The following is a 26,723-nucleotide window of genomic DNA, read 5'->3' on the forward strand; positions in this document are numbered from 1 at the left end:
ACTAAGAGATGGATGTAGAAAGAATGACTTTAAGAGTACAAAATGCTCTAAATGAAGCTAATTTAATAGCTGTTAAAAATAATAATCAACAAATGGATGTAATTCATCTTTTTTTAAGTTTAGTTGAGCAACAAGATGGATTAATACCAAATATATTTACTAAAATGGGAGTGCCAGTAAAAGCACTTGAAAATACAATAAATCAATCAATAGGTCTTTTACCTAAAGTAACTTCAACATCAGACGCAGAATCAAGCGTATATATAACTAAGAAGATACAACAAGTATTAATAAAGGCAGATGAAATTTCAAAGAAGTTTGAAGATTCATATATAAGCGTTGAACATTTAATGCTTGCAATAATGGAAGTGGACAAGGATGGAGCTGTAGGTAAAATCCTTAAAACATACGATATAACAGAAGATAGATTTATGGAAGTATTAAAAGAAGTTCGTGGAAGTCAAAGAGTTGATTCTCAAGATCCAGAAGGAACTTATGATGCATTAGCTAAGTACGGAACAAATTTAAATGATTTAGTTAAGAGCCATAAATTAGATCCTGTTATCGGAAGAGATGAAGAAATAAGAAGAACTGTTAGAATCCTTTCAAGAAGAACTAAAAATAACCCAGTTTTAATTGGTGAACCTGGTGTTGGTAAGACTGCAATAGTTGAAGGTCTTGCACAAAGAATAGTTAATGGGGATGTACCAGAAGGCTTAAAAGATAGAATAATTTTCTCATTAGATATGGGTTCATTAATAGCAGGTGCTAAGTACAGAGGTGAATTTGAAGAAAGATTAAAAGCTGTACTTAAAGAAGTTCAAAGTAGTGAAGGAAGAATAATCTTATTTATAGATGAAATTCATACAATAGTTGGTGCAGGTAAAACTGATGGTGCAATGGATGCAGGTAACTTAATTAAGCCATTACTTGCAAGAGGTGAATTACACTGTATTGGTGCTACAACTTTTGATGAATATAGACAATATATAGAAAAAGATAAGGCATTAGAAAGAAGATTCCAACCAGTAGTTGTAAATGAACCTTCAGTTGAAGATGCTATATCAATCTTAAGAGGATTAAAAGAAAGATTTGAAATTCACCATGGAGTAAGAATCCATGACTCAGCTATAGTTGCAGCAGCTAAGCTTTCAGATAGATATATACAAGATAGATATCTACCAGATAAAGCTATTGATTTAATTGATGAAGCTGGTGCTATGATAAGATCAGAAGTAGATTCACTTCCAACTGAACTTGATGCAGTTAGAAGAAAAGTATTCCAATTAGAAACTGAAAAGGAAGCTCTATCTAGAGAAAAAGATGAAAACTCTAAAAAGAGATTAGATATAATAGAAAAAGAACTTGCAGAACTTAGAGAACAAAATGATGAAATGACTGCTAAGTATGAAAAAGAAAAAGAACACATCGTAGAACTTAGAGAATTAAAAGAACAAATGGACGAAGCTAAGGGCGAACTTGAAAGATATGAAAGAAATTATGACTATAATAAAGTTGCAGAGATCAGATATAGCGTAATTCCAGCTTTAGAAGAAAAGATAAAAGCAAAAGAAGAAGATGTTAAAGAAAATTCTGAAGGTGCTTTATTAAAAGAAGAAGTAACAGAAGAAGAAGTTTCAGAAGTTCTTTCAAAATGGACTGGAATTCCAGTATCAAGATTATTAGAAGGAGAACGTGAAAAACTTCTAAGATTAGATGAAGAATTACAAACAAGAGTAATAGATCAAGATGAAGCAGTAGAATCAGTATCAAATGCTATTTTAAGAGCAAGAGCTGGACTTAAGGATGAAAATAAACCAATAGGATCATTTATATTCTTAGGACCAACTGGTGTTGGTAAGACAGAACTTGCAAAAACTTTAGCTAGAACATTATTTGATAGCGAAGATAGCATGATTAGAATTGATATGTCTGAATATATGGAAAAACAATCAGTATCTAGATTAGTTGGACCACCTCCAGGATATGTTGGATATGAAGAGGGAGGTCAATTAACAGAAGCTGTTAGAAGACACCCATATTCAGTAGTATTATTTGATGAAATTGAAAAAGCTCATCCAGATGTATTTAATGTATTCTTACAAATACTAGATGATGGTAGACTTACAGATAATAAAGGTAAGACAGTAGACTTTAAGAACACTATAATAATTATGACATCAAATATAGGATCTCATTTCTTATTAGAAGGATCAGTAAATGGTGAAATTTCAAATGAAGCTAGAGATCTTGTAATGGGAGAAATGAAATCAAGATTTAAACCAGAATTCTTAAACAGAGTTGATGATATCATAATGTTTAGACCATTATCAGAAAAAGGTATCAAGAAGATTATTGATATATTCTTAAAAGATGTTGAAAAGAGATTAGTTGAAAAGAATATAACATTAGAAATAACAGATGGTGCTAAAGATATATTAGCTAGAGAAGGATATGATCCAGTATATGGTGCAAGACCACTTAAGAGATATATCCAAAACACTTTAGAAAATAAATTAGCAAGAATGATAATTAAAGGAACTATTGGATATGGTTCAAATGTAAAAATTGATGGTGAAGGGGATAACTTAACAATTAACCCTACTAATTAAAAGTATACAAACCCACAAAACTACAAAAAATAAGTACAAATAGAATAGGTAGGATAAAAGAAAAATTTTCTTTTAATCCTGCCTTTTTTATAAATTTTATAATTTTTAGGAGGGATTTTAATGGAATACTTAACTCCAGAAGATAATTATCTAGTAGTACTTCCTGGTGGGAAGGCTATCACCTTTAAAGATATAGAAGAATGTGATGCTTATATCAATAGATATTATGAGAAAAGAGTAAGCTTACATACAAATGAAATTTATGAAAATTATGATTTAACTCAACAAGATGCAAGAGATATAATAGGAACAATACTTGGAGCTGAAGAAGGAGATGCTAAGGTATATTATTTAGATGATGTCTTTGAAGCTATACAAAACTCAGGAGCATTTATAGAAGAACAACAAGAAGTAATAAGTAAGCTTCTAGGTAGAAATTCAAAAATAAACACTACTCATTACGGATTAGATCAGATATTAGTGAATGTTACAGATATAATTGAAGGAAGATTCTAATAAAAAATTTAAAGTTAATTTAGGCTAATATGTAATTAAATTATTATGTATTAGCTTAAATTATATATATATTATTAAATAAAATTCAGTATTTTAAAACATTGATAAAAGTTAAGAATAGAAAGGAAAATCATGCAAAAGAACGTAAATGACTAATATTTACATAAAATAATAATATTTACACAAATTTGAACAAATAGTGAAGAATTAAGGCGTTGTAATATATGGTAATTAAACCTATAATTTCATTAGGAAAAGAAGGGAAAGGGATAAAGGTATAGGGAATGTTATCATATAGGTTTTTATTTGATATAGCAGTTATTCTGCTAAGTACAAAGGCATTAGGATTAATAACGAAGAAGTTTAAAATGCCACAGGTAGTCGGAGCGTTAATGGCAGGTATAGTACTTGGACCGGCTATGTTGGACGTGCTTCATGAAACTGAATTTATTCAACAGATGGCAGCACTAGGTGTAATAGTATTAATGTTTACGGCAGGCCTTGAAACAGATATAAATGAATTAAAAAAGACAGGAAAGGCATCAGCTTTAGTTGCTGTATTAGGTGTTTTAATTCCATTAGTTGGAGGATTTGTAGTAGCATATATTTTTAATAGAGGAGAAATTTCTCATGCTAGTACAAGTGCTTTATTACAAAACATATTCATAGGGGTAATAATTACAGCCACATCAGTTAGTATAACAGTTGAGACTTTAAAGGAGCTTGGAAAGCTAAATACAAGAGCAGGGAATACTATACTTGGAGCAGCTCTTATTGATGATATATTAGGAGTTATTGCACTGACAATTATAACTAGTATGGCAGATTCAACAGTGCAAATAGGAATCGTATTATTTAAAATAGTATTATTCTTTATTTTCTCTGGAGCTATCGGATATTTATTTTATATATTATTTAGCAAATGGATGGAAAGATATCATAAAGATATGAGAAGATTCGTAATTGTATCTTTTGTTTTTTGCTTATTACTATCATTTGCAGCAGAAGAAATATTTGGTGTAGCAGATATTACAGGTGCATTTATAGCTGGACTTATAATATCAAATACAGAGAGAACAAAATATATAAATGCTAGATTTGAGACATTATCATATATGTTATTATCACCAATATTCTTTGCAAGTATTGGTATAAAGGTTGAACTTTCAGGGATGTCTGCTGCAATATTATTATTTACTTTAGTATTATTGTTAGTAGCTCTAATAAGTAAGATAGTTGGTTGTGGATTAGGAGCAAGAATATGTGGATATGATAAGGAAGAATCACTTCAAGTGGGGATAGGTATGATATCCAGAGGCGAGGTCGCTTTAATAGTTGCAAATAAAGGTATAGCAGTTGGGCTTATGAATCCAGCATTTTTAGCACCCATAATAATAGTAGTTGTAATTACAACCATAATAACACCGATACTTTTAAAAGTAGTATTTAAAAGACAACAGCAAATTAAAGTAGCATATGCAAAATAATAAGATTAAAGTAATAGCATTAAAACAATAAAATTTAAATAATATAATTAAAACAATAAAAGGAAGCATTCATATAATGAATACTTCCTTTTATTTATCTTATTACAAGAAATTTAAGAAATGTCTAATTAAATTATTCTGTTTCTGAGAATTGATCTTTACCAACTCCACATAGTGGGCAAACCCAATCTTCAGGTACATCTTGGAAGCTAGTTCCAGGATTTACTCCATTGTCTGGATCTCCTACAGCTGGATCGTAAATATAACCACATACGTCACAAATATATTTTTGCATAATAATTCCTCCTAATATTGTTTATTTTATATAATAAATTTTTTATTTAGCTTAATAATAAATCTATAATGTAGTAAGCAGCTCTTCTGATTTTATCTGCTTCTTCATCACCTATTGAGAATCTTATTCTAACTGGGAATTCAACATCATTCATACCAGTAGATTTGATTATACTTGAAGTATTTAATACATTCATATTAGTCTTATTTAAATACTCTTGTATTAATTCAATACCTTCACCACTCCAACCAAATGAACCAAAGGCTCCAGCAAGAATTCCTTTTAAATCTTTATTTTCAAGTAATTTAAGTAATACTTCCATGTTTCCAACCATGTCTCCATATCTTGTTGAAGTACCAAATAAAGTACAATCAGAACTCTCTATAGCTTTTATTATTTCATCTGATGAATCTTTATCAGCATTAAATAATAAAACTTCTATATTATTATTTGAGATTAAGTCTCTAAACATTTCAGCTACCTTTTTAGTATTTTGTTTAATAGTAGTATATACAATAACTACCTTTTTATTATTATTTTTAGTTTGGCTTAAATCATCATATATCTTAATGAATCTATCTACATCTTTTCTGATTATAAAACCATGAGATGGACAAATCATTTTTATATCTAAATCTTTTATAGAATTAAGCATTATTCTTACATAAGATCTATGAGGTTTCATAATTGCATTGTAATATGAAATGAAATCTTCTGTTATATCAAATCCACATGTATCATTAAAATAATCTTTAACTGCAACATGTGTACTAAATATATCGCATGAGAATAATGTTTTATCTTCTATACAGTAAGTAACCATTGTTTCTTTAGTATGAAGATAAGGTGTTATTTTAAATAGTAATGTTTTGCCACCAATATCTAATTTATCTCCATCTTTCACAACTAAGAAATTTCTATTTTGTAATCTATACATTTCTTTAAGTTCATATACAGCAGGTTCTGTACAAACTATAGTAGCATCTTTAGCTCTCATTGCAAGTGAGCCTAATGCACCAGAATGATCTGGTTCAGTATGATTAATAACGATATACTTAATATCTTCTAAATTTATTAGTTCTGAAAGATTATCTATATAAGATTTACCAAACATCATATCAACAGTATCAATAATTGTTGGTTTTTCAGTTTTTAATAAGTAACTATTATAAGTAGTTCCTTTGTTTAAAATAAGTCTATGAAATGGAACATCTCTATCATCTATTTTTCCAACACAATAAGAATTCTCATTTAGCTTTGCGGTCTTTATCATTAATTTCGCCCTCCTCATAAAGTTCAAATCTTTTGTACAAGATAATGTTACCACATATGGAAAAATAAAAATGTGATTACAGTTACAAAAAGATTTAATAATGAGTGAATAAAATTAATAATTAGTAGAAATAAATCTTTATCCTAACACTTACTAATATATTACTGAGGATAAATCTTGATACAAATTCTATTAAATTTATAAAGAGAAATCTTTAATATATAAGTTAAATACTTTATATAACATGTAAAGCTATATAAAAGTGAGTAAAATATAGAAAAACGAAGATAAATACAAAAAACAAGATATTTTAATAATGATAATCATTTTCAATAAGAAGATAAATATGTTATTATGTCTTTATAAAGTATTTTTATAGGAGGTAAATAGATGGCTAAAATGAGAGGACCACGCTTTAAGATGTGTAGAAGATTAGGACTTAATGTTATAGGTCATCCTAATGCAATGAAGCGTGCCGCTAGAGGTACAAGTAGAGCAGATAAAAAATTATCTGACTATGGTGTAAGACTATTAGAAAAACAAAGATTAAGAGCTTACTATGGAGTATTAGAAAAGCAATTTTCAAGATACGTAAAAGATGCCTTTAAATCAAAAAGACAACCAGGTGAAGCTTTATTATTAAGACTTGAATCAAGACTTGATAATATGGTTTACAGAATGGGATTTGCAAGCTCAATTAGAGCTAGTAGACAAATGGTTAATCATGGGCATTTTCTAGTTAATGGAGAGAAAGTAGATATTCCTTCATATAAGCTTAAGCCAGGAGATAAAGTGATGCTTAGAGAAAAATCACGTAAAGTAGAACTTTTCACTAACACATTTAAAGAAAATGAATTAAATAGCTTACCATACATAGAAAAAGATGTGGATAACTTTATTGGAACTTATGTAAGAGAACCAGAGAGAAATGAGTTACCGATAGAAATAGATGAACAATTAATAGTCGAATTCTACTCTAAATAATAAAAAAGCCTTCATATATAAATACAGTATATTTTGCCATAAGATAAGTATTAGGTTCGTGCAGGAACCTAATACTTATTTTTTATAAAAAAATAATAAAAATATAAAAGAACAATAAAAAAGCAAATAAATAATAAAAAAGTATAAATATTATTATAAAAATGAAAATATACAATAAATTGACACAATTGCAATGTATAATAAAATTACAAAATGAAAGAATTAAGTTGAAGGGAGATGTTCATATGAATATAGGAGAAACTAATCCAGCATTAGAAAAGGGATTTAAGAGCGCAGTTGCAGATGGAACTACAATGACTATTGGAGGAACAATAACAAAGATATTAATTTTACTTGCAATAGTTGCAGTATCATTTGTATATAGTTGGTTTTATGTACCTTATAGCGCTGGAATAATGGGAGCAGTTGCTATAGGAACATTTATAGTGGCTATGATAACAAGCTTTTCACCAAAGGCATCACAGTTTACAGCTGTAATTTACGCAGCTTTTGAAGGATTACTTTTAGGAAGTATATCACAATTATTTAATGCAAGATTTCCAGGGATAGTATTACCAGCAATTATGCTTACAATTGTTGCAGTTGTAGTAACTGTTGCGATATATGGCAAGAAACCTAGCATAGCAGAAAGAACTAGAAAAGGTGTAATGATAGCATTAATAACAATATTAGTTACATCATTAATTGGAAGCGTACTTATGTGGTTTGGTATATCATTACCAATATACAGTAATGGTCCAATAGGTATTATATTTAGTTTAGCTGTTGTAATTATTGCTACAATGAGCTTAATGCAAGACTATGACTTTATATTAAGAGGGGTTCAATATGGAGCACCAAAATATATGGAATGGTATGGAGCATTTGGATTAATGGTAACATTAATTTGGTTATACATGGAGATCTTACAATTACTAGCGAAGATATTCTCAAGCAATGATTAATTTATAATAAGTAAAAAGCTACCACAAAATTTGTGGTAGCTTTTTTATAATAATTTTTATTGATATTTTAGGAAATAATAAAAATTATTTAGTAAATTTCCTTGCTGGTATGTTAAATAAGAAAGTAAATACAAACTTATAGAATACAAATCCTATAACTGCAGTTGCAATAAAGAATTCAATACCAGCTATTTCAGTTACAATTCTTGATGCTGTAGTATATCCAAGACTTGCTAAGTATCCCTTTACTTTAAATGATGCTGCAAATGAAACAGCAAGTGGGAAAGTAAGGGCTGCAAATGTTGGATTAAATCTTAATGAAAAGAATTTAGGAAAATTAATATAAACAAATAAAGTTGTAAGTAGTGTTAATGCAAAGAAGAACATTACTATGTATATATTAGCATCCTTAAATAATGTTATATAGCTTATAGTACAAAGACTTGCAGGTGCTGCAAAAATCGCAATTAATGGATAATGTTCATCTGGTACTTCTAAAGTACAAAGTCTATATATAACTACAGGTAAGAATGTTAAAAATGCTATAACTACAAAATAAAATATTGGCTTAACTAATGCTGTTTCATGCATCTGAGGACTAGTAGTACAAGAAACAGAAACACCAACTAAAAGTGCATACCAACATGGAAGCACAAATTTCATGTTAAATCCAATTATAACGTGTCTTACTAGGAAGAATAAAACAAATATAACATTTAATATTAGTCCGAAAAACCATAATCCTTTTCCAAGTGCATAATTAAATTTAAGGAAATATACACCTATGTTCATTAGAAGCATTGTTGAAGTTGGATATAATGCCATTAAAATTGTATTATTCATTTCATTCCATACAACATCAGGATGTCTTAATACTTTATAAGCAGCAAATATTAGAGCTAAACATCCTATAAATATAAAGATTGATCTGACTGCTGTAAATTCAAAATTATCATATAGATTAGTAAGAGTTACGGCACCAAGACATGTACCGATAAAGGCTATAGGATATTCCTTTAGCTCTATTTTGGAAATACTATTATTGTTCAAAAAATCACCTCGAAATTATTTCTTAATATACATTTAGTATTAATGTATTATAAAACTTGAATTAGATAAATTATTAACAAAGAAAAGCAAAAACCAAGTAAGGCAAGACCTTTAACTAATGGAGTAGCTTTTAACTCTTGTGAATTCTTTTTTTTCAAAGAAATCCCTCTCTTTCCATAGTAAATGTTATTAATAATATACTATGATAATAAAGAATTAGCAAAAAGAAAAATGTGATATTTATCACGAAAAAATGTAAACAAACTGTGAACAAAATATAATTTGTGATGATTATCACATTTATTAAAAATAGATACTGTTAAAATTATAACTAAATATGGCGTTTAAATTAAGGAGATGAATTGTTAATGGAAGTTAAACAATCTGTGTGTAATTATTGTTCTACGGGATGTAATTTAGAGTTTAGTGTGGAAGATGGAAAGATAATAAAAATATTAGGCGATAAAGATTACCCAGTAAATGCAGGTACTGCTTGTATTAAGGGTTTAAATTTAGATAAGCAATGTACTGAATATGGTAAGCAAAGATTACCTCTACTTAGAGGTAAAGATGGTAAAATGCATGAAATATCATGGGATGAAGCATTTAAGGTTTTTGCAGAGAGAATGACAGAAATACAAGAAAAGTATGGGAAAGAAAGTGCAGCATTTATAAGTACAGGACAATTACCAATGGAGGAGATGGCTCTACTTGGATTAGTTGGAAGAGGCTTTATGGGAATGCATGGAGATGGTAATACAAGACTTTGTATGGCAACATCTGTTGTAGCATATAAACAAAGCTTTGGATTTGATGCACCACCATATACTTTAAATGATTTAGAACTTTCTGATACAATGATCTTTATAGGATCAAATCCAGCTGTAGCGCATCCAGTATTATGGGGAAGAATAAGAAAAAATAAGGCTGCTAAAAAGATAGTTATAGATCCTAGAAAATCAGAAACTGCAAAATTTGCAGATGAATGGTATGGAATAAAGCCAAAGGCGGATTTACAATTCCTTTATACATTAGCAAATGTTCTTATAGAAAAAGGATATATTGATGAAGAATACATTGAAAAATATACTGAAGACTTTGATGGATTCAAAGAACATGTTAGTAAGTATAAGTTAGAAAATGTTTTTGAAAATACAGGAATAACAATAGAAGAAACAGAAAGATTAGCTGAAACTATACATAATGGAGAAAAAGTTTCATTATGGTGGACTATGGGAGTTAATCAAGGATATGAAGCAGTTAGAACAGCGCAAGCAATAATAAATATTGCTGTAATGACTGGAAATATAGGAAGAGAAGGAACAGGTCCAAATTCAATTACAGGTCAATGTAATGCTATGGGATCAAGGCTATACAGTAATACTGCATGTCTTTATGGTGGAAGAGATTATGCAAGTGAAGAAGATAGAAAGTTTATAACTAAGGTTATGGGAATAAAGGATGAATATATCCCAACTAAGCCAACAATGGCATATCCTGAAATAATACAAGGTGCATTAGATGGAACTATGAAGGCACTTTGGGTAGTTTCAACTAATCCAGCAGATTCATGGATTGATAATAATAAATTTAAAGAAGCGGCAGAAAAGATTGATTTCTTAGTAGTTCAAGATTTATATAGTGATACAGATACTGCAAAGCTTTGTGATTTATTCTTACCAGCAATACCTGGAATAAAGAAAAATGGTACTTATATAAATACAGAACGTAGAATGTCTGCATTAGTACCACTAATTGAAAAGGGTGAAAATGAACTTACTGATTTTGAAATATTAACTGGAATAGGTAAGGCACTTGGAAGAGAAGAAGACTTAGAACTTTGGAAAACTCCAAGGGATGTATTTGAACTTCTTAAAAAATCATCAGAAGGAATGCCTTGTGATATAACAGGTGTAGAATATGATATGATTAGAGAGAGCAGAGGAGTTCAATGGCCATTTAAAAAAGGTGATAAATTAGAGCAAGATGAAAGAAGACTTTTTGAAGATGGAAAGTACTACAGACCAAATGGTAAGATGAAATTTATGTATGAAGATGTAAGAGAAAATAAAGATAAACAAACAGAGAGATATCCTTACATACTAAATACAGGGAGAGGTACTGTAGGACAATGGCATACTCAAACTAGAACAAGAGAAATACCAATAGTTACAAAGACTACACCAGCAGAAGCTTATATAGAAATAAGTGAAGAGATAGCTAAAGCTCATGGTATAGAAGATGGAGATATGATTGAGGTATCATCATCAAATGGAGAAGCAGTTAAAGTAAAAGCTAAGATAAATGCTGGACTTAAGGAAGATCAAGCTTATGGCCCAATGCACTATATTGAAATTAATACTTTAACAAAGGGAGCTTTTGATACTTATTCAAGAGAACCATCATACAAGTATGTAACAATTAATATAAAGAAATAGAATAATTAAATTTAATGCTCATTCTGCATAAGGAGTGGGCATTATTATTAATTTTAAGGAGAGAGTGTATTATGATAAGTCTAGAGGAAGCTAGAGAGTTATTATTTAGTAAATTAAAAAAAATGGATTATGAAGAAGTGAGTATTGAAGATTCACTAGGTAGAGTACTTTATGAAGATATATATTCTAAAATTGATAATCCACCTTTTCCACGTTCACCTCTAGATGGTTATGCACTGCGAGGAGAGGATACTAAAGGTGCATCTAAAGAGAATCCTATAGAACTTAAAGTTATAGATAAGATATATGCAGGTCATGTATCACAAAAAAAACTCGGAAAAGGTGAAGCTATAAGAATAATGACAGGAGCACCAATACCAAATGGAGCTGATTGTATTATAAGGCAGGAAGATACCTTAGAAGATAAAGATTCTATAGTTAAAATATATAAAGAACATAATCCATATGATAATTATTGTTATAAAGGAGAAGATTTTAAGGTTGGAACAAAACTTTTAAATAAAGATGTACTTATAACATCATCAGAAATAATGTGTATAGCATCACTTGGTCTTGATAAAATCAAGGTTTATAAAAGACCAGTTGTTGGAATATTAAATACTGGAGATGAGATTCAAAATCCAGGAGCAAAATTAAAGTATGGGAAAATTTATAATAGTAATGGATATTTCTTAAAGAGTAGATTACAGGAGCTTGGTTGCGAGAGCATAGTTTATAGTCTTATATGTGATGATGACTTAGAAATAATTAATGCTATAGAGGAGCTTGAGGAAAATTGCGATATTATAATTTCTACAGGGGGAGTATCTGTTGGAGAAAAAGATAGAGTTAGAATAAGTGCTGAGAAAGCAGGTTATGAAATTTTATTTTGGAAGATAGACATGAAGCCAGGTTCTCCAATGTTTGGAGCTCATAAAGATGGAAAGTTATATATAGGATTATCAGGAACACCAGTTGCAGCAGCAACAAGCTTTGAACTTACTTGTAGAGAAGTCATAGGTAAGATGTTATCTTCAGATGAAATAGCACTTAAAGAGAGAGCAGCTATATTAATGGATGATTTTAATAAGGTATCAAACAAGAGAAGATTTTTAAGAGTTAATATAAATGATAATAACGAAGTTAATATAAATAATGTATACCAAACACCAGGTCAAGTACACACTATGATAAATAGCAACGCAATACTTGAAGTAAAACCAAATACATCTCTAAAGAAAGGTGACAAAGTTAAGGTATTAATATAATTATGATTAAAAAGAGTGCAGTAATATTATCAGGTGGAAAAAACACAAGAATGAATTATAAAACAAAGGCTTTTCTAGAATTTGAAGGAATTAGATTCATAGAAAGAACATTAAATGCGCTTTCAGATTATGAAGAGAAAATAATATCTTGTAATGATATAGAAAAATATAGAGAGTTTAAAGATAGAGCTATATTAGTTTTAGATGATTTTAAAGAGATAGGACCACTTGGTGGTATTTATTCTTCATTAAAGAAGGCTGAATTCTCTTCTGTATTAATAGTTGCAGGAGATATGCCCTTTTTAAGTAGAGATATTTTAAAGTATTTAGGGAAATATGACTTTGTAGAAGATGCTTTAATTCCAGTAGTTAATGGTCGTATACAACCTCTTTGTGGCATTTATAAGAAAAGTATTTTAGGTACTATAGAGAGAATGATTGAAAAAGATAACTACAGACTTAAAAGTTTATTAGAAAATATTAATACTAGATATATAGATATGAATGAAGAGGATAACTTTTCAAATATAAATACTGTGGAAGAGTACAATAAGCTAATTAGAAAAGAGAGTGAGTAACATGGCATTTGTAGTAAATGTTGTTAGTGAGGTATCAAATGTTGGGAAGACAACAGTTATTGAAGGTATGATAAAAGAACTTAGAAGTAGAGGATATTCAGTAGGAACAATAAAGCATGATGCCCATGGATTTGATATAGATAAAAAAGGAAAAGATACTTATAGACATAGAGAAGCAGGTTCTGAAACTGTAATAATATCATCTAAAAATAGAATGGCAATGATAAAAGAGGTAGAAAATGAGGTTCCTCTTGAAGAACTAATCAATATGGTATCTGATAAGGATTTTGTAATAGTAGAAGGATATAAAAAGAGTTCTCTTCAAAAGATTGAAATATTTAGAGGCGAAGTTAGTAAGAAAATAATTACTCCAAGAGATAAATTAATATGTTTAGCAACAGATACAAAATTAAATATAGAAGGAGTAAAAGAAGTCTATATTAACGATTACAAAATGTTAGTAGACTGCTTGGAAAGTTTGAAATATAATGGAAAAGAGAGGGGATGTTAAAGATGTATACACTAGGAATAATAACCAGTAGTGATAAAGGGTCAAGAGGAGAACGTGAAGATAAGAGCGGAGAAGTTATAAAAAATATAACTGAAAAGTGTGGATTTGTAACAAAAAGATATGTAGTTCTTCCGGATGAAAGAGAAGAACTTGCAAAAGAGATGAAATATATGAGCGATGATATAGGGGTAGATTTAGTACTTACAACAGGGGGGACAGGCTTTAGTGAGAGAGATATAACGCCAGAGGCCACTAAAGATGTTATACATAAGGAAGCTCTTGGAATAGCAGAAGCTATTAGAAATTATAGTTTTACAATAACAAAAAGAGCAATGTTATCTAGAGGAACTGCTGGTATTAGAAATAAAACATTAATTGTGAATATGCCAGGAAGCCCAAAAGCTTGTGAGGAAATATTAGATTACATATTAAATGATTTAAAACATGGATTAGATATAATGAAAGGAAGTGCTTCAGAATGCGCAAGAAAGTAATAGCAGGTTTTTTAATTGGGGCTATGACCCTTTCATTAGTACTTGTAGGTTGTGGAAGCAAAAAAGAAAGTGAAAATAAAGAGATTACTGTAAGTATAGCGGCAAGTCTACAAAAACCAATGGATAAAATTAAAGATGAATTCCAAAAGGAATCTGGAATAAAGGTTAATTATAATAGTGGTGGATCTGGAACACTTAAAAAGCAAATTACTGAAGGTGCAAATGTTGATATATTCTTTTCAGCAAACACTAAGTATGCTAATGAATTAGTAGATGAAGGATTAGTAAAAAAAGATGAGACTTATAATTTCCTGAGAAATTCTTTAGTGTTAATAGGAAATAAAGATAATGAGAAGAAGATAGATAATTTAGATGAATTAAAGAATGTAAAAGGTAAAATTGGCGTTGGAGAAGTATCAACAGTTCCAGCAGGACAATATACTAAACAAACTTTAGATAACCTAAAGCTTTGGGATTCTTTAAAAGATAAATTTATTTATGCAAAGAGCGTTACAAATGTAGTAAATTATGTTGAAAGTGGAGATGTAGATTATGGATTTGTTTATAAAACAGATGCTATGAATCTAAAGGATAGTAAGATAGTTTATGAAATACCAAATGATTATCATAAGATGATAGAGTATTCTTTATGTCTTTTAAAAGATAGTAAGAATATAGATGAAAGCAAAAAGTTTATTGATTTCTTAAAAGGTGATAAGGCTAAAGAGATATTTAAGGAATACGGATTCGGAGTAGAATAGAAATGATGTTAAGTGCATTTGTCATATCATTTAAAGTAGTAATAGTTTCTGTGATTATAAGTCTAATGTTATCAGTAATAGGAGCTTATTTTTTAGTGGAAAGAGAAATCAAAGGAAAGAGTTTTATAGAAACTATAATGATTTTTCCAATGTTTCTTCCACCTTCAGCCGTAGGATATTTAATATTAATAGTTTTAGGAAAAAGAGGATTTATTGGAGAGTTCCTTTCTAATAATTTTGATTTGACAATAATATTTACATGGTTTGCAGCAGTAGTTGCAGGTGTTATTGTTTCTCTTCCTGTAATGTATCAGAGCATTAAGGCTCCACTTTTGGGAGTGAATGAGGATATAAAAAATGCAGCAAGAGAAATGGGAGCAAGTAATATTCAAGTATTTAAAAAGATTAGTTTACCATTATGTAAGAAAGGTATTCTTACAGGGCTAATATTAAGTATTGCAAGAGTCTTTGGGGAATTTGGTGCTACTATATTAGTTGCAGGAAATATTCCAGGAGAAACTCAGACAGTTCCTATGGCTATGTATTATGCTATAGAGAATAATGATGAAATAACTGCAAAGACAATACTTATTATAATTGTTATTATTTCTGTAATTTTAACAATATCATATAACAGAATACTTAAAAGAATAGCTTAAGGAGAGAGGAAATATGAAGAGTGTTAGAGTACAAGATGCTGTAGGAATGGTATTATGTCATGATATTACAAAGATAGTACCAGGAGAGTTTAAAGGAAGAGCCTTTAAAAAAGGTCATATAATAAAAGAAGAAGATATAAATGAATTATTATCAATAGGAAAAGAACATATTTATGTTTGGGAAAATAAAGAGGGTGTTCTTCATGAAAATGATGCAGCAATAAGATTAAAAGATTTAGTTTGTGGAGAAGGATTAGAATTTGGAGAAATAAAAGAAGGTAAGATTAATTTTATGGCTTCAAAAGATGGTCTTTTAAAGATAGATAAAGAGAAATTATTAGAAATAAATATGCTAGGAGAGATAATAGTTTCAACTATACAAAATAATACTCCTGTAAAGAAAGGTGAACTTGTTGGTGCAACAAGAGTAATCCCTCTAGTAATTGATGAAGAAAAGATAATAGAAGCAGAGAAATTAATAAAAGAAAAGATAATTAAAGTTGTAGATATCAAACCTAAAAAGGTACACATGATAACTACTGGAAGTGAAGTATATCATGGAAGAATAAAGGATGCATTTGGACCTGCTGTAAAGAGAAAGATAGAGTATTTTGGTTGTACTTTAGAAAATCAGGTTATACTTCCAGATGATAAAGAAGGAATAGTTAAAGAAATTAAGAAGGCTATAGATTCAGGTGCAGAAATGATAGTATGCACAGGGGGTATGTCTGTAGACCCTGATGATGTAACTCCAACTGCAATAAAAGAATGTGGAGCCGAAGTTATAACATATGGAGCACCAGTACTTCCAGGAGCAATGCTTTTATTAGCATATAGTGGAGATATTCCTATATTAGGTCTTCCAGGATGTGTAATGTATTCTAAGAGAACAGTATTTGATTTAGTGTTACCTAGAATATTAAGTGATGAAAAATTAAGCTTTAGAGATATTGCACTATATGGACATGGAGGATTATGCTTAAGCTGTGAAGTTTGCACATTCCCTCATTGTTCCTTTGGAAAAGGAGAATAATATTATGAAAGATAAATTTACACACTTTGATAATGAAGGAAATGCAGTTATGGTAGATGTAACTGAAAAAAATAAAACTGAGAGAGTTGCAATAGCAACAGGAAAAGTTAAAACAAGTAAAGAGACGATTGCCCTTATAAAAAATGGAGAGATAGGGAAAGGTGATGTTCTTGGAGTAGCAAGAGTTGCTGGTATTATGGCAATTAAAAAAGCATCAGATTTAATTCCTATGTGTCACCCACTTATGATAAATGGATGTAGTATAGATTTTGAAATAGATGAAGATAATTCAGAGATTATAATTAATTCTAAAGTAAAAATCTTTGAGAAGACAGGCGTTGAAATGGAAGCTTTAACTGGAGTTTCTGTTGCTGCATTAACTATTTATGATATGTGTAAGGCTGTAGACAAGAGAATGGAAATAGACGGGATACACTTAGTTAAAAAGACTGGTGGAAAGAGTGGAGAATTTAATTATTAATGTTTTGAGGTGAGGACAATACAAGATAGATATGGAAGAAATGTAGACTATCTTAGGATTTCTATTACTGATAAATGTAATTTAAGATGTGTATATTGCATGCCAGAGAAGGGAAGTGTATTCTGCAAAGAGGAGAAGAGACTTTCCAATGAAGAAATTTATAGAATTGCAAAGGAAGCATCAAAGCTTGGTATTAGAAAGATAAGACTTACAGGGGGAGAACCTCTTGTATGTCCAGGGATAGTTGACTTAATAAAAAGAATAAATTCTATAGATGGAATAGAAGAAATTGCAATTACAACAAACGGAATACTATTAGATGATAAAGCAAATGAGCTAATTGATAATGGACTAAAGAAGGTAAATATAAGTTTAGATACATTAGATAAAGATAAATACTTTAATATAACAAGAGGTGGAAAATTAGATAAGGTTCTATCAGCTATTGATAAGTGCTTAGATAGAGGAATTAAAGTTAAGCTAAATGTAGTTATAATTAAGGGAACTAATGATGATGAAATAATTGATTTAGTAAACTTAACATTAAATAAAAATATAGATGTTAGATTTATAGAGCTTATGCCAATTGGTGAAGGTAAAAAGTATACTGGGTTATCAAACGAAGAATTAATTAAATTTTTAAAGGATAAAGGGCTAAAATTTAAAGAAGAAAAGAGAAACTTACACGATGGACCTGCTGAGTATATAAAGCTCGAAAATGCAATAGGTAGAGTTGGATTCATAAGTGCTATGAGCAATTGTTTCTGCAGTGATTGTAATAGAATAAGAATTACAACAGATGGAATGCTTAAGCAATGTTTAAATTGGAAAAGTGGAATAAATTTAAAGACACTTTTAGATAGTGGCATTAGTGATGAAGCTATTAGAGATGTAATTAAAGATGGTATATATAATAAGCCAGAAAAGTATTTATTCAAGGTTCAAGATAACAATAAAGAAGAAAAGTTTATGAATGAAATAGGAGGATAGCTATGGCAAAGATAGCAGCAATTTGCACAAGTCCTAAAAAAGGAACTGCAAAGTATAATGTGGAAGAGGCACTTTTAATTGAAGATTTTGGAGTAAAAGATGATGCCCATGCAGGAAAGTGGCATAGGCAAGTAAGTTTATTAGAACTTAAAAAAATTGAAGACTTCAATGCACAAGGTGGTAATGTTAAGTTTGGAGATTTTGGAGAAAATATCGTAATAGATGGAATAGAAGTTGATAAACTTCCAATTGGACAAAAGATTCAAATAGGAGAAGCTATCCTAGAAATAACTCAGATAGGAAAGAAGTGCCATAATGAATGTGAAATATTCCATAGAGTAGGAAAGTGTATAATGCCTATACATGGTGTATTTAGTAAAGTTCTAAAAGGTGGAACTATTAAAGTTAACGATAAAGCAGAACTAATATAAACTATAGTTAATACAAATAGTAAGACGAAATATAGTTAATATAATAAGAAGGCATATAATTTTAAGTAATTATATGCCTTCTTTTATATTTGATTTTTAGTAAGGGATTAAACTTACTTATTAAATTTTAATTTCTTTTCGTATCTATCATAAAGAATTAATGCAATAGTACCAAATACTACTGGACCTGCAATTTGGAATATTGTTGCAACATAATCTCCAGAGTCTAATACTGGTTTTATTATAGTAAAGATATTTGCAAAGGCAATAGTTATTATTACTATAATTGTCCAAATTGTTGTTGAAGTATGACTCTTATACATAACAAATGGTTTGTGTATATTTTCCTTTTTCTTAAATGAAATAAATGCAAAAGCAATAAATGCATAAGGAATTGTCATAGCAACATTACTCATTAGTATTAAATAATTTAAGAATGTTGAAGCTGTATCTCCACCAAATGATGAGATTAAAATAATAGCTACAACTACAACGCATTGAACCCACATTGCGTTCTTTGGCATATTGTTTTTATCAAGCTTAACCCATGATTTTGGCCATATTGCTTTAGGTGTACCCTCAATAAGTTGTTTTATTGGAGAGTATGTTAATGTGAAGAATGCTCCCATTAATGCTAAGAACATTGATAGTCCAATAAATCTTGAGAAGAAAGCGCCTAAAGCTGCTGCACCAGATGTACCAAGGTTTAATGCAAGACCTAATGTATAACCTAAGTTATGCATAACAACGTAACCTGCATTAGCCATATTAACTGTAGTATTATCTAATGTAACAGTCCAGTTTGTAAAGAAACCAACACATAATATTCCAAGAGAATATCCAATTGCAATAACTATAGCAGCTATCTTAACTCCTTTAGGGAAAGTTTTTTCTGGATTTTCAGTTTGGTCAACTAATCCACCAATAGCTTCAAGCCCACCATATGCAAAGATTGCAAATACCATAAATCCTAAAATACCAATAGGTGATTGATAGGCTGGATTTGGTGAAGAAACAAATGATGAGGCTGTAATTGGTTGTGCTAATTTAAAATCATTTGCTACAAGTACTATAATTGCACCAATTAATAAAACTATATTTGAAAGTGCTATAAATGTACCACCAATAGATGTAACTTTTTTAATTCCACTTAATCCTTTTGAAGCAGTGATTGTAATTATAATAAATAATATTATTGCAAGAACTGCCATAGTATGTGGAGCACTTAATCCAAATAAAGACCAAGTAGAAGTTTTATCTTCTCCAAATATCATATTAGAAAGTGGAACCCATATTGATGATGATGTAGATACCATCCAAATTATGTATGAAGTATACCACATAAATGTTACAACAAAGGCATACTTAGATCCTACAGATTTATCCATCCATGAATAAATACCACCTTTTTCATTTTTAAAAGCAGCGCCGTATTCAGCCATCATGAATGAATATGGAATAAAGAATGTAATTGCTGATAATATGTACCATGGTATTGCGCCATAACCCATAAGTAGGTAGGCTCTAGCTATATTTGTAAATCCAAATACAGAGGTGAATATCATTAGTATTAATGATATAAGGGTCAGTTTTTTATGATGATTTTCGCTCATTGTGTTCCTCCTAAATGTCAATGTTGTTTTAGATATAATATTTAACTTTATCACATTAAAGCTATAAATGAGTTAAATAAATATAAACATTTCATTAATAGTTATATATAGATATTGAGATTTTATACAACATAACTATATGTGATAGAAAATAAGACATAAAAACTTAACAGAAAATTTTATATTAATACATTTAAAGTTGATAAAATTAATATTATGAAAATATTTGGAGGTGAATTATGAAAAATATTCTTTCTGTATTTAAGAGAGATATGAGAGCAATTATTAAAAATCCAGTTGCAATGCTAATAATAGCTGGAGTATGTGTTATCCCTTCACTTTATGCATGGGTAAATATAGAAGCTTGTTGGAATCCTTACGAAAATACAAGTACAGTTCCAATAGCTGTGGTCAATAACGATAAAGGGACAACCATAGGTTCTAAGGAAATGAACATGGGGGATGAAGTAGTTTCTGAACTTAAAAATAACAAATCAATAGGATGGAAATTTGTTAATTCTAAGCAAGCTAATATAGGTATTATAGATGGTACATACTATGCGATTATAGAAATTCCAGAGGATTTCTCAAAGGATCTTACAAGTCTTACAACAGATAGCCCGAAGAAGCCAGAAATTACATATAAGGTTGATACAAAGGCAAATCCAGTTGCAGGTAAGATTACAGAAGTTGCAGAAGGGCAGTTAGTTGATGAGATTAAATCTAATTTCGTCTCAACTGTAAATAAGACTGTATTTTCTTCACTTAATCAAGTTGGAGATAAGCTTGAAAAGAATAAGGATGAAATAATTCAGCTTAAAAATGCTGTAATTAATATAAATAAGAATATCGACCTTATATTAAGTGCATTAGGAGATACAAGTAATAATGCTAAAAACTTAAATACTTACCTAAACAGTATAAAAGATACTCTTCCACAAATAACAAGTGGAATTGATACAATTCAAGATAGTACTAAAGAGTCAAAGGAATTAACTACTTACACAAAAAATACAATGAATAATTCTTTTAATAGCTTAGATATTAATTTAAATCAAATACATTCCTCAGGAAATAAAATGAGTGTTTTATTAGAAAGCTTAAATAAAGCATTATCATCTGGAACTTCTGAAGGAGTAAGTACAACAATATCAATAATGAAGCAAGAAATCAGCTACATGAATGGTAGTATTGATAATATCGTAAAATTCTTAACTGAATTAAATAAGAAAGCAAGTAATAGTAAAATTTCTGATATGATTTCTTCATTGAACAATTTAAAGTCATCATTAAGTAATGAAAATGATAAGCTAGGTGATTTAGATAAATCTCTTCAATCAACTGGAAAGTTAAATAGTGATATATTAAGTCAGTTAAACTCTTTAAATTCTTCAATGAATAACAAAACTAATTCAGTTATAAATGAGTATAATACAAATACTAAAAAGGCACTTACAGGAATTTGTGATAATTATATTAAAGCAACAGAAGAAGCAAATAAGCTACTTGGTAGTTCAAAGGGAATGGTAACAAATATAGATAAACTTATAGGATCAGCACTACAAGGTACAAGCTTAACAGCAGATACAGCAAATGATTTAAAAGAAAAACTAGAGTACTTTAAAGGTGGAATAAGTGAACTAAGCAAAAAGCTTGGAGAAGTTAGCAATGATAATCTAGCTGATATTGTATCAATACTTCAAAGTAAGCCAGAAGTCATGGGCGAGTATATATCAAACCCATTTAATATTAAAGATGAGTCAATATATAAGGTTGCAAACTATGGTTCAGGTATGGCGCCAATATACTCTGTACTTGCAACATGGGTTGGAGGTCTTATATTAACATCACTTCTTTCAACAAATGTAACTGAATTTGAAGGAAGCGAAAGTCTTACTGTAAGACAAAAATATTTAGGAAAATATATTACATTTGCATTAATTGGATCAATACAAGGATTTATTATTGCATTAGGAGATAAGTACTTATTAGGAGTTCAAACTGTAAATACACCGTTATTTATACTATTTGGTGTCCTTTGTTCCTTATCATTCTGTACAATTATCTATACATTAGTATCACTATTTGGAAATATAGGTAAAGCAATTGCAATAATACTTATGGTAATTCAAATTGCAGGTTCTGGAGGAACTTATCCAATTGAAGTTGATCCAAAATTCTTTAGAGTATTGCAACCATTTTTCCCATTTACTTATGGACTTGGAGGCTTTAGAGAAGCTATAGCTGGACCTCTTATAAGTAGCGTAGTACTTGATATTGTAATGCTAATTGTATTTGCAGCAATAGCATTAATTATAGGTATATTATTTAAGGAAAAGTTATGTAAACAAGTAAAGAAATTTGAAGATAAATTTGAAGAATCAGGAATAGCGGAATAGAAGGATTATTCTTTAGGAGGAAAACATGAAAAAAATATTCAAGGTTTTTAAGAGAGATATAAAAAATATCATTAAAAATCCAGCAGCTATAATTATTATAACTGGTCTATCCTTTATTCCTTCACTTTATGCATGGGTAAATATAAAGGCATGCTGGAATCCCTACGTAAATACAGGATCAATACCTGTTGCAGTAGTAAATGAAGATACAGGAGCAACTATAAATGGTGAAAGTGTCAATGTGGGGAATGAAATTGTTGATGAATTAAAGAAAAATAAAGATATAGGATGGAAGTTTGTTGGGGATTGGCAAGGAAATTATGGATTAAATGAAGGGGACTATTACGCATTAATAGAGATACCTCAAAGTTTTTCTAGTGATTTAGTTAGTTTATCAACTAAAAATCCTAAAAAACCAGATATAATATATAAAGCAAATGAAAAAGCAAATGCTATAGCAACTAAGATAACATCTGTAGCTGAAAGCAACTTAGTACAAGAGATAAAAAGTAATTTTATAAATACTGTAAATAAAGAAGCGTTTAAGTATTTAAATAAATTTGGAGACGAAATTAAAAAGAATAAGCCACAAATATTGGAACTTAAAACCTCTTTAGATCAGGCACAAAATAACTTAGATAAAATATCAAATCAATTAAATACTTCAACAGGAGATATAAGTGATATTCAAAAATATTTAGGTGAAGCAAAGAGTCAATTACCAACTGTTACAAATTCAATAAATTCTCTTCAAGGCATGGTACAAGGAAGTAAGGATTTAATAACAAATACGCAGTTAAGTACTCAGAATTTAAGTAATGGAATGAAAAATGATCTGCTTCAAATACAAATGATAAATGATAAATATAATGAGCTTTTAAATAAGCTTAAGGATATAAACAATAACCCTGTAGATGTTGTAGCATTAGATAAAACAATAGATCAAATGCAAGCAACACTTGATACATTAAATAAAACTATAGAATCAAATAAGCAGACTTTAGAAGATTTAAATAAAACTTCTAATAATGATAAGATACAAAAGCAGATAGATATTTTAAGTGCTCTTCAAGGAACAATAGCTCAAGATAAGAGTACATTAACTAGTTTAAAGGGACTTATTGATTCAGGAAAGATTACAGATGGTGCAGATAAGCTTCTTAAAACATTAGATAACTTAAGTACAAGCTTTTCAAGCAACTTAACTTCTTCAAGTAATACTTTTTACAATAGTACATTACCAGCATTAAATGCAGTAGGAAATAACCTATCACAAGGAGCTACAAATGCTAACAATGTATTAGAGGGAAGTAAGGTTGTAATTCCACAATTAAATGCCTTAGCAAACTTTGGTATAGCAAGTGGAGATGTAGCATCATCACAAATATCTAATGTAAGTTCTAAATTAAATGAATTTAGAGATAAGTTAAATTCAGTTCAAAATGAAACAAAAGATATTACAAGCAGTAGCTTAGATGAAGCGATTAAAATGATGCAAAAAAGCCCAGATGAGATGGCATCATTTATGTCATCACCTATAGAAGTTAAAACTGTAGAAGTTTATGATACAGGAATATTTGGTGTTGCACTTACACCATTTTATACAGTACTTGGTATATGGGTTGGAATACTTCTAATGTTAGCTCTTCTAACAACTGAATGTGAAGATTTTGAAGATGGAGAAAAAATATCAGTAATGCAAAAGCATTTTGGTAAGCTACTATTATTTTTAACAGTAGGTATAATTCAAACTGTTATAGTATTAGCAGGTGACATTGGTATTTTAGGTATAAGACCTGAAAATACTTTATTATTCTTTGGAATGGGACTTTTATCATGTATAGTATTTACTATGATAATATTCACCCTTGTATCATTATTTGGTAATATTGGTAAGGCAATAGCTGTAGTAATTATGGTATTCCAAATAGCAGGGGCAGGAGGAATATATCCAATCCAAACAAATCCAAAGATATTTGAAGTGCTAGAACCATTATGGCCATTTACTTATGCAATTGATGGATTTAGAGAAGCCATCGCAGGGCCAATATGGAGCAATACAATTCATGATATAAAGATGCTTTGTTTATTTGGAATAATATTCTTTATTCTTGGAGTTGTAAAGAAAAATATCTACAAAGTAACAATGTTTATGGAACATAAATTTAAAGAGTCTGGATTATAATAAAGAATAAAGAGAATGGAATATAATAAAGAAAGGAGCTATTGTTCCTGATTAGAAATAATCAGGAACAAAGCTCCTTTTTTATTTTTGATGAACTTAAATAGATTAAATTAACTAAATTAGTTAATTTTTCAAAGAGAATATTTACACAAATTTAATTATAATTATAAAAATTAGAAATATCTTTTAAATTGTCTAAATTTTGAGTATTATAAGAGAAGATAGATATTTAATGGGGGCGAGGAATTATGAATAATGATGTAAACGAAAACATAGCTCATAAGAGTTATGAATTCACATGGGATGAACTAGATTCAATAATAGAATCATCCTATGATGGGATATACATAACTGATGGTGAGGCAAATACCCTGAGAATAAATAAATCCTATCAAAATATTACAGGATTAAATAGAGCTGATATGTTAGGAAAGAATATGAAAGATTTAGAGATTGAGGGTTCTATATCAAAATCAGCTACTTTATTAGTCTTGGACAGTAAGAAAAGTATAACCATGGAGCAAGAGTATAAAAGCGGGAGAAAGGTGATGATATCTAGCACTCCTATATTCAATAAAGAAAATGAGATTTCATTAGTAGTTACTAATGTTAGAGATGTTACTGCCCTGGCAGAACTTAAAGAAAAGTTAGAGAGAAGTGAGGAGATTACAGAAAAGTATTATCAGAAGTTAGAGCATATGAAGGCAAGTGTTTTAAATACTGATGATATAATTGCTGAAGACCATAAAATGCTAGAAACACTAAAGCTAGCTAATAGAGTAGCAAAAGTGGATACTACTGTTCTTGTTTTAGGAGAAACTGGCGTTGGAAAAGAAGAGATATCTAAGTATGTACATAAAAATAGCAACAGAAGAAATGAACATTTTTTAGAAATAAATTGTGGAGCTATACCTCAATCTCTTATTGAAGCAGAATTATTTGGTTATGAGAAAGGTTCATTTACTGGAGCAAATAAAGTTGGAAAGATAGGGCTATTTGAAGCGGCAGATGGTGGAACTTTATTTTTAGATGAAATTGGTGAATTGCCATTAGATATGCAAGTTAAGCTTCTTAGGGTATTACAAAAGAATGAAATTACAAGAATTGGGGCTATAAAACCTATAAAGATTGATGTTAGGATAGTTGCAGCAACCAATAGGAACTTAGAAGAAATGGTAGCAAATAAGACTTTTAGAGAAGACTTATACTATAGATTGAATGTTGTTCCTATAGTAATACCACCTCTTAGAGAGAGAAAACAAGATATAATGCCTTTATTAAATCATTTTTTATCACATTTTAATGGGAAATATGGACTTGAAAGCTATTTTAATTCAGAGGTACTTAAATGCTTTTATGAATATAGTTGGCCGGGAAATGTTAGAGAACTAAAAAATGTGGTAGAAAGATTAGTTATTATGAGTGATAAACAAAAAATATCTATTAATGATTTATCAGAGAACTATAGACTACATTTAGAGGATAAATATATTTCACAGGATGAAGAGATAATTCCATTAAAGCTAGGGGTAGAGCAGCTAGAGTACAAGCTTATAAAAAAATCTTTTGAAAAATACGGAAATGTTAGAAGTGCAGCTTCAGTTTTAGGAATAGATGCAGCTACATTTGTAAGAAAAAGAAAAAAATACGAAAAAAAATATGAGGAAGAAAAAGAATAATGGCACAAACCTTGCTTTAAA

Annotated in this window: 23 protein-coding genes; 19 read left to right on the forward strand and 4 right to left on the reverse strand. The window is 29.6% G+C overall.

From position 1 onward, the window contains the following. The first annotated feature begins 8 nt into the window (after nucleotides 1-8). The 3 genes from clpB to ACQPUW_RS01845 all read left to right on the forward strand — a co-directional run bounded on the left by clpB (nucleotide 9) and on the right by ACQPUW_RS01845 (nucleotide 4,615). Nucleotides 9-2,612 (forward strand): ATP-dependent chaperone ClpB, encoded by a 2,604-nt coding sequence (clpB, locus tag ACQPUW_RS01835; RefSeq protein WP_430835789.1) that lies wholly within the window; start codon nucleotides 9-11, stop codon nucleotides 2,610-2,612. Nucleotides 2,613-2,732: 120 nt separating this feature from the next. Further along, nucleotides 2,733-3,128 (forward strand): hypothetical protein, encoded by a 396-nt coding sequence (locus ACQPUW_RS01840; RefSeq protein WP_430835790.1) that lies wholly within the window; start codon nucleotides 2,733-2,735, stop codon nucleotides 3,126-3,128. Nucleotides 3,129-3,412: 284 nt separating this feature from the next. Further along, the gene (locus ACQPUW_RS01845; RefSeq protein ID WP_430835791.1) at nucleotides 3,413-4,615 is read left to right on the forward strand and encodes a cation:proton antiporter; all 1,203 of its coding nucleotides are present in this window, start codon (nucleotides 3,413-3,415) and stop codon (nucleotides 4,613-4,615) included. 133 nt (nucleotides 4,616-4,748) lie between these two features. Here ACQPUW_RS01845 and rd read toward each other — a convergent pair whose 3' ends face one another. Next, nucleotides 4,749-4,910 (reverse strand): rubredoxin, encoded by a 162-nt coding sequence (rd, locus tag ACQPUW_RS01850; RefSeq protein WP_204594762.1) that lies wholly within the window; start codon nucleotides 4,908-4,910, stop codon nucleotides 4,749-4,751. Nucleotides 4,911-4,956: 46 nt separating this feature from the next. Then, entirely contained in the window at nucleotides 4,957-6,183 is a 1,227-nt protein-coding gene (locus tag ACQPUW_RS01855; RefSeq protein WP_430835792.1) for an FprA family A-type flavoprotein, read from the reverse strand. Nucleotides 6,184-6,573: 390 nt separating this feature from the next. On the opposite strand from ACQPUW_RS01855, the gene rpsD reads away from it, so the two are divergent. Then, nucleotides 6,574-7,167, forward strand: coding sequence for a 30S ribosomal protein S4 (rpsD, locus tag ACQPUW_RS01860; RefSeq protein ID WP_430835793.1), 594 nt, complete (start codon nucleotides 6,574-6,576; stop codon nucleotides 7,165-7,167). A gap of 245 nt (nucleotides 7,168-7,412) precedes the next feature. Further along, nucleotides 7,413-8,132, forward strand: a complete 720-nt coding sequence (locus ACQPUW_RS01865) for a Bax inhibitor-1/YccA family protein (RefSeq protein WP_430835794.1) — start codon at nucleotides 7,413-7,415, stop codon at nucleotides 8,130-8,132. 84 nt (nucleotides 8,133-8,216) lie between these two features. Here the strand turns inward: ACQPUW_RS01865 and ACQPUW_RS01870 are convergent, their stop codons facing one another. After that, the gene (locus tag ACQPUW_RS01870) at nucleotides 8,217-9,182 is read right to left on the reverse strand and encodes a TDT family transporter (RefSeq protein ID WP_204594758.1); all 966 of its coding nucleotides are present in this window, start codon (nucleotides 9,180-9,182) and stop codon (nucleotides 8,217-8,219) included. Nucleotides 9,183-9,550: 368 nt separating this feature from the next. Between ACQPUW_RS01870 and ACQPUW_RS01875 the strand changes: the two genes are divergently transcribed. From ACQPUW_RS01875 to ACQPUW_RS01925, 11 genes are all read left to right on the forward strand, one after another. Next, complete coding sequence (locus ACQPUW_RS01875; RefSeq protein WP_430835795.1) at nucleotides 9,551-11,620, forward strand: molybdopterin oxidoreductase family protein; 2,070 nt, start codon at nucleotides 9,551-9,553, stop codon at nucleotides 11,618-11,620. Between the two features lie 71 nt (nucleotides 11,621-11,691). Then, nucleotides 11,692-12,888 carry a molybdopterin molybdotransferase MoeA gene (locus ACQPUW_RS01880; RefSeq protein ID WP_430835796.1) on the forward strand — a complete coding sequence of 399 codons (1,197 nt, stop codon included), beginning with the start codon at nucleotides 11,692-11,694 and terminating at the stop codon, nucleotides 12,886-12,888. Nucleotides 12,889-12,890: 2 nt separating this feature from the next. Beyond that, complete coding sequence (locus tag ACQPUW_RS01885; protein ID WP_430835797.1) at nucleotides 12,891-13,466, forward strand: molybdenum cofactor guanylyltransferase; 576 nt, start codon at nucleotides 12,891-12,893, stop codon at nucleotides 13,464-13,466. A gap of 1 nt (nucleotide 13,467) precedes the next feature. After that, nucleotides 13,468-13,977 (forward strand): molybdopterin-guanine dinucleotide biosynthesis protein B, encoded by a 510-nt coding sequence (gene mobB / locus ACQPUW_RS01890; RefSeq protein ID WP_430837262.1) that lies wholly within the window; start codon nucleotides 13,468-13,470, stop codon nucleotides 13,975-13,977. A gap of 2 nt (nucleotides 13,978-13,979) precedes the next feature. Beyond that, complete coding sequence (locus ACQPUW_RS01895; protein ID WP_430835798.1) at nucleotides 13,980-14,471, forward strand: MogA/MoaB family molybdenum cofactor biosynthesis protein; 492 nt, start codon at nucleotides 13,980-13,982, stop codon at nucleotides 14,469-14,471. After that, nucleotides 14,456-15,232 (forward strand): molybdate ABC transporter substrate-binding protein, encoded by a 777-nt coding sequence (modA, locus tag ACQPUW_RS01900; RefSeq protein ID WP_430835799.1) that lies wholly within the window; start codon nucleotides 14,456-14,458, stop codon nucleotides 15,230-15,232. Before ACQPUW_RS01895 ends, modA begins: the two co-directional genes overlap by 16 nt. A 2-nt stretch (nucleotides 15,233-15,234) precedes the next feature. After that, complete coding sequence (gene modB / locus ACQPUW_RS01905; RefSeq protein WP_430835800.1) at nucleotides 15,235-15,891, forward strand: molybdate ABC transporter permease subunit; 657 nt, start codon at nucleotides 15,235-15,237, stop codon at nucleotides 15,889-15,891. 13 nt (nucleotides 15,892-15,904) lie between these two features. Further along, nucleotides 15,905-16,924, forward strand: coding sequence for a molybdopterin-binding protein (locus tag ACQPUW_RS01910; RefSeq protein WP_430835801.1), 1,020 nt, complete (start codon nucleotides 15,905-15,907; stop codon nucleotides 16,922-16,924). 4 nt (nucleotides 16,925-16,928) lie between these two features. Then, entirely contained in the window at nucleotides 16,929-17,405 is a 477-nt protein-coding gene (moaC, locus tag ACQPUW_RS01915) for a cyclic pyranopterin monophosphate synthase MoaC (protein WP_430835802.1), read from the forward strand. Between the two features lie 9 nt (nucleotides 17,406-17,414). After that, nucleotides 17,415-18,395: a GTP 3',8-cyclase MoaA gene (gene moaA / locus ACQPUW_RS01920; RefSeq protein ID WP_430835803.1), complete on the forward strand. Its 981-nt coding sequence runs from the start codon at nucleotides 17,415-17,417 to the stop codon at nucleotides 18,393-18,395. Nucleotides 18,396-18,397: 2 nt separating this feature from the next. Further along, entirely contained in the window at nucleotides 18,398-18,826 is a 429-nt protein-coding gene (locus tag ACQPUW_RS01925) for an MOSC domain-containing protein (protein WP_430835804.1), read from the forward strand. A gap of 113 nt (nucleotides 18,827-18,939) precedes the next feature. Here ACQPUW_RS01925 and yjeM read toward each other — a convergent pair whose 3' ends face one another. Continuing rightward, entirely contained in the window at nucleotides 18,940-20,439 is a 1,500-nt protein-coding gene (gene yjeM, locus ACQPUW_RS01930; RefSeq protein ID WP_430835805.1) for a glutamate/gamma-aminobutyrate family transporter YjeM, read from the reverse strand. A gap of 239 nt (nucleotides 20,440-20,678) precedes the next feature. On the opposite strand from yjeM, the gene ACQPUW_RS01935 reads away from it, so the two are divergent. From ACQPUW_RS01935 to ACQPUW_RS01945, 3 genes are all read left to right on the forward strand, one after another. Further along, a complete protein-coding gene (locus ACQPUW_RS01935; RefSeq protein ID WP_430835806.1) occupies nucleotides 20,679-22,838 on the forward strand; it encodes a YhgE/Pip family protein in 2,160 nt (719 codons plus the stop codon). A gap of 25 nt (nucleotides 22,839-22,863) precedes the next feature. Beyond that, entirely contained in the window at nucleotides 22,864-25,023 is a 2,160-nt protein-coding gene (locus ACQPUW_RS01940) for a YhgE/Pip family protein (protein ID WP_430835807.1), read from the forward strand. Nucleotides 25,024-25,271: 248 nt separating this feature from the next. After that, complete coding sequence (locus ACQPUW_RS01945) at nucleotides 25,272-26,702, forward strand: sigma-54 interaction domain-containing protein (protein WP_430835808.1); 1,431 nt, start codon at nucleotides 25,272-25,274, stop codon at nucleotides 26,700-26,702. The last annotated feature ends 21 nt before the right edge of the window (nucleotides 26,703-26,723 follow it).

It is taken from the genome of Clostridium sardiniense, from assembly GCF_050584765.1.
GTDB classification, from domain to species: Bacteria; Bacillota; Clostridia; order Clostridiales; family Clostridiaceae; genus Clostridium; species Clostridium sardiniense_A.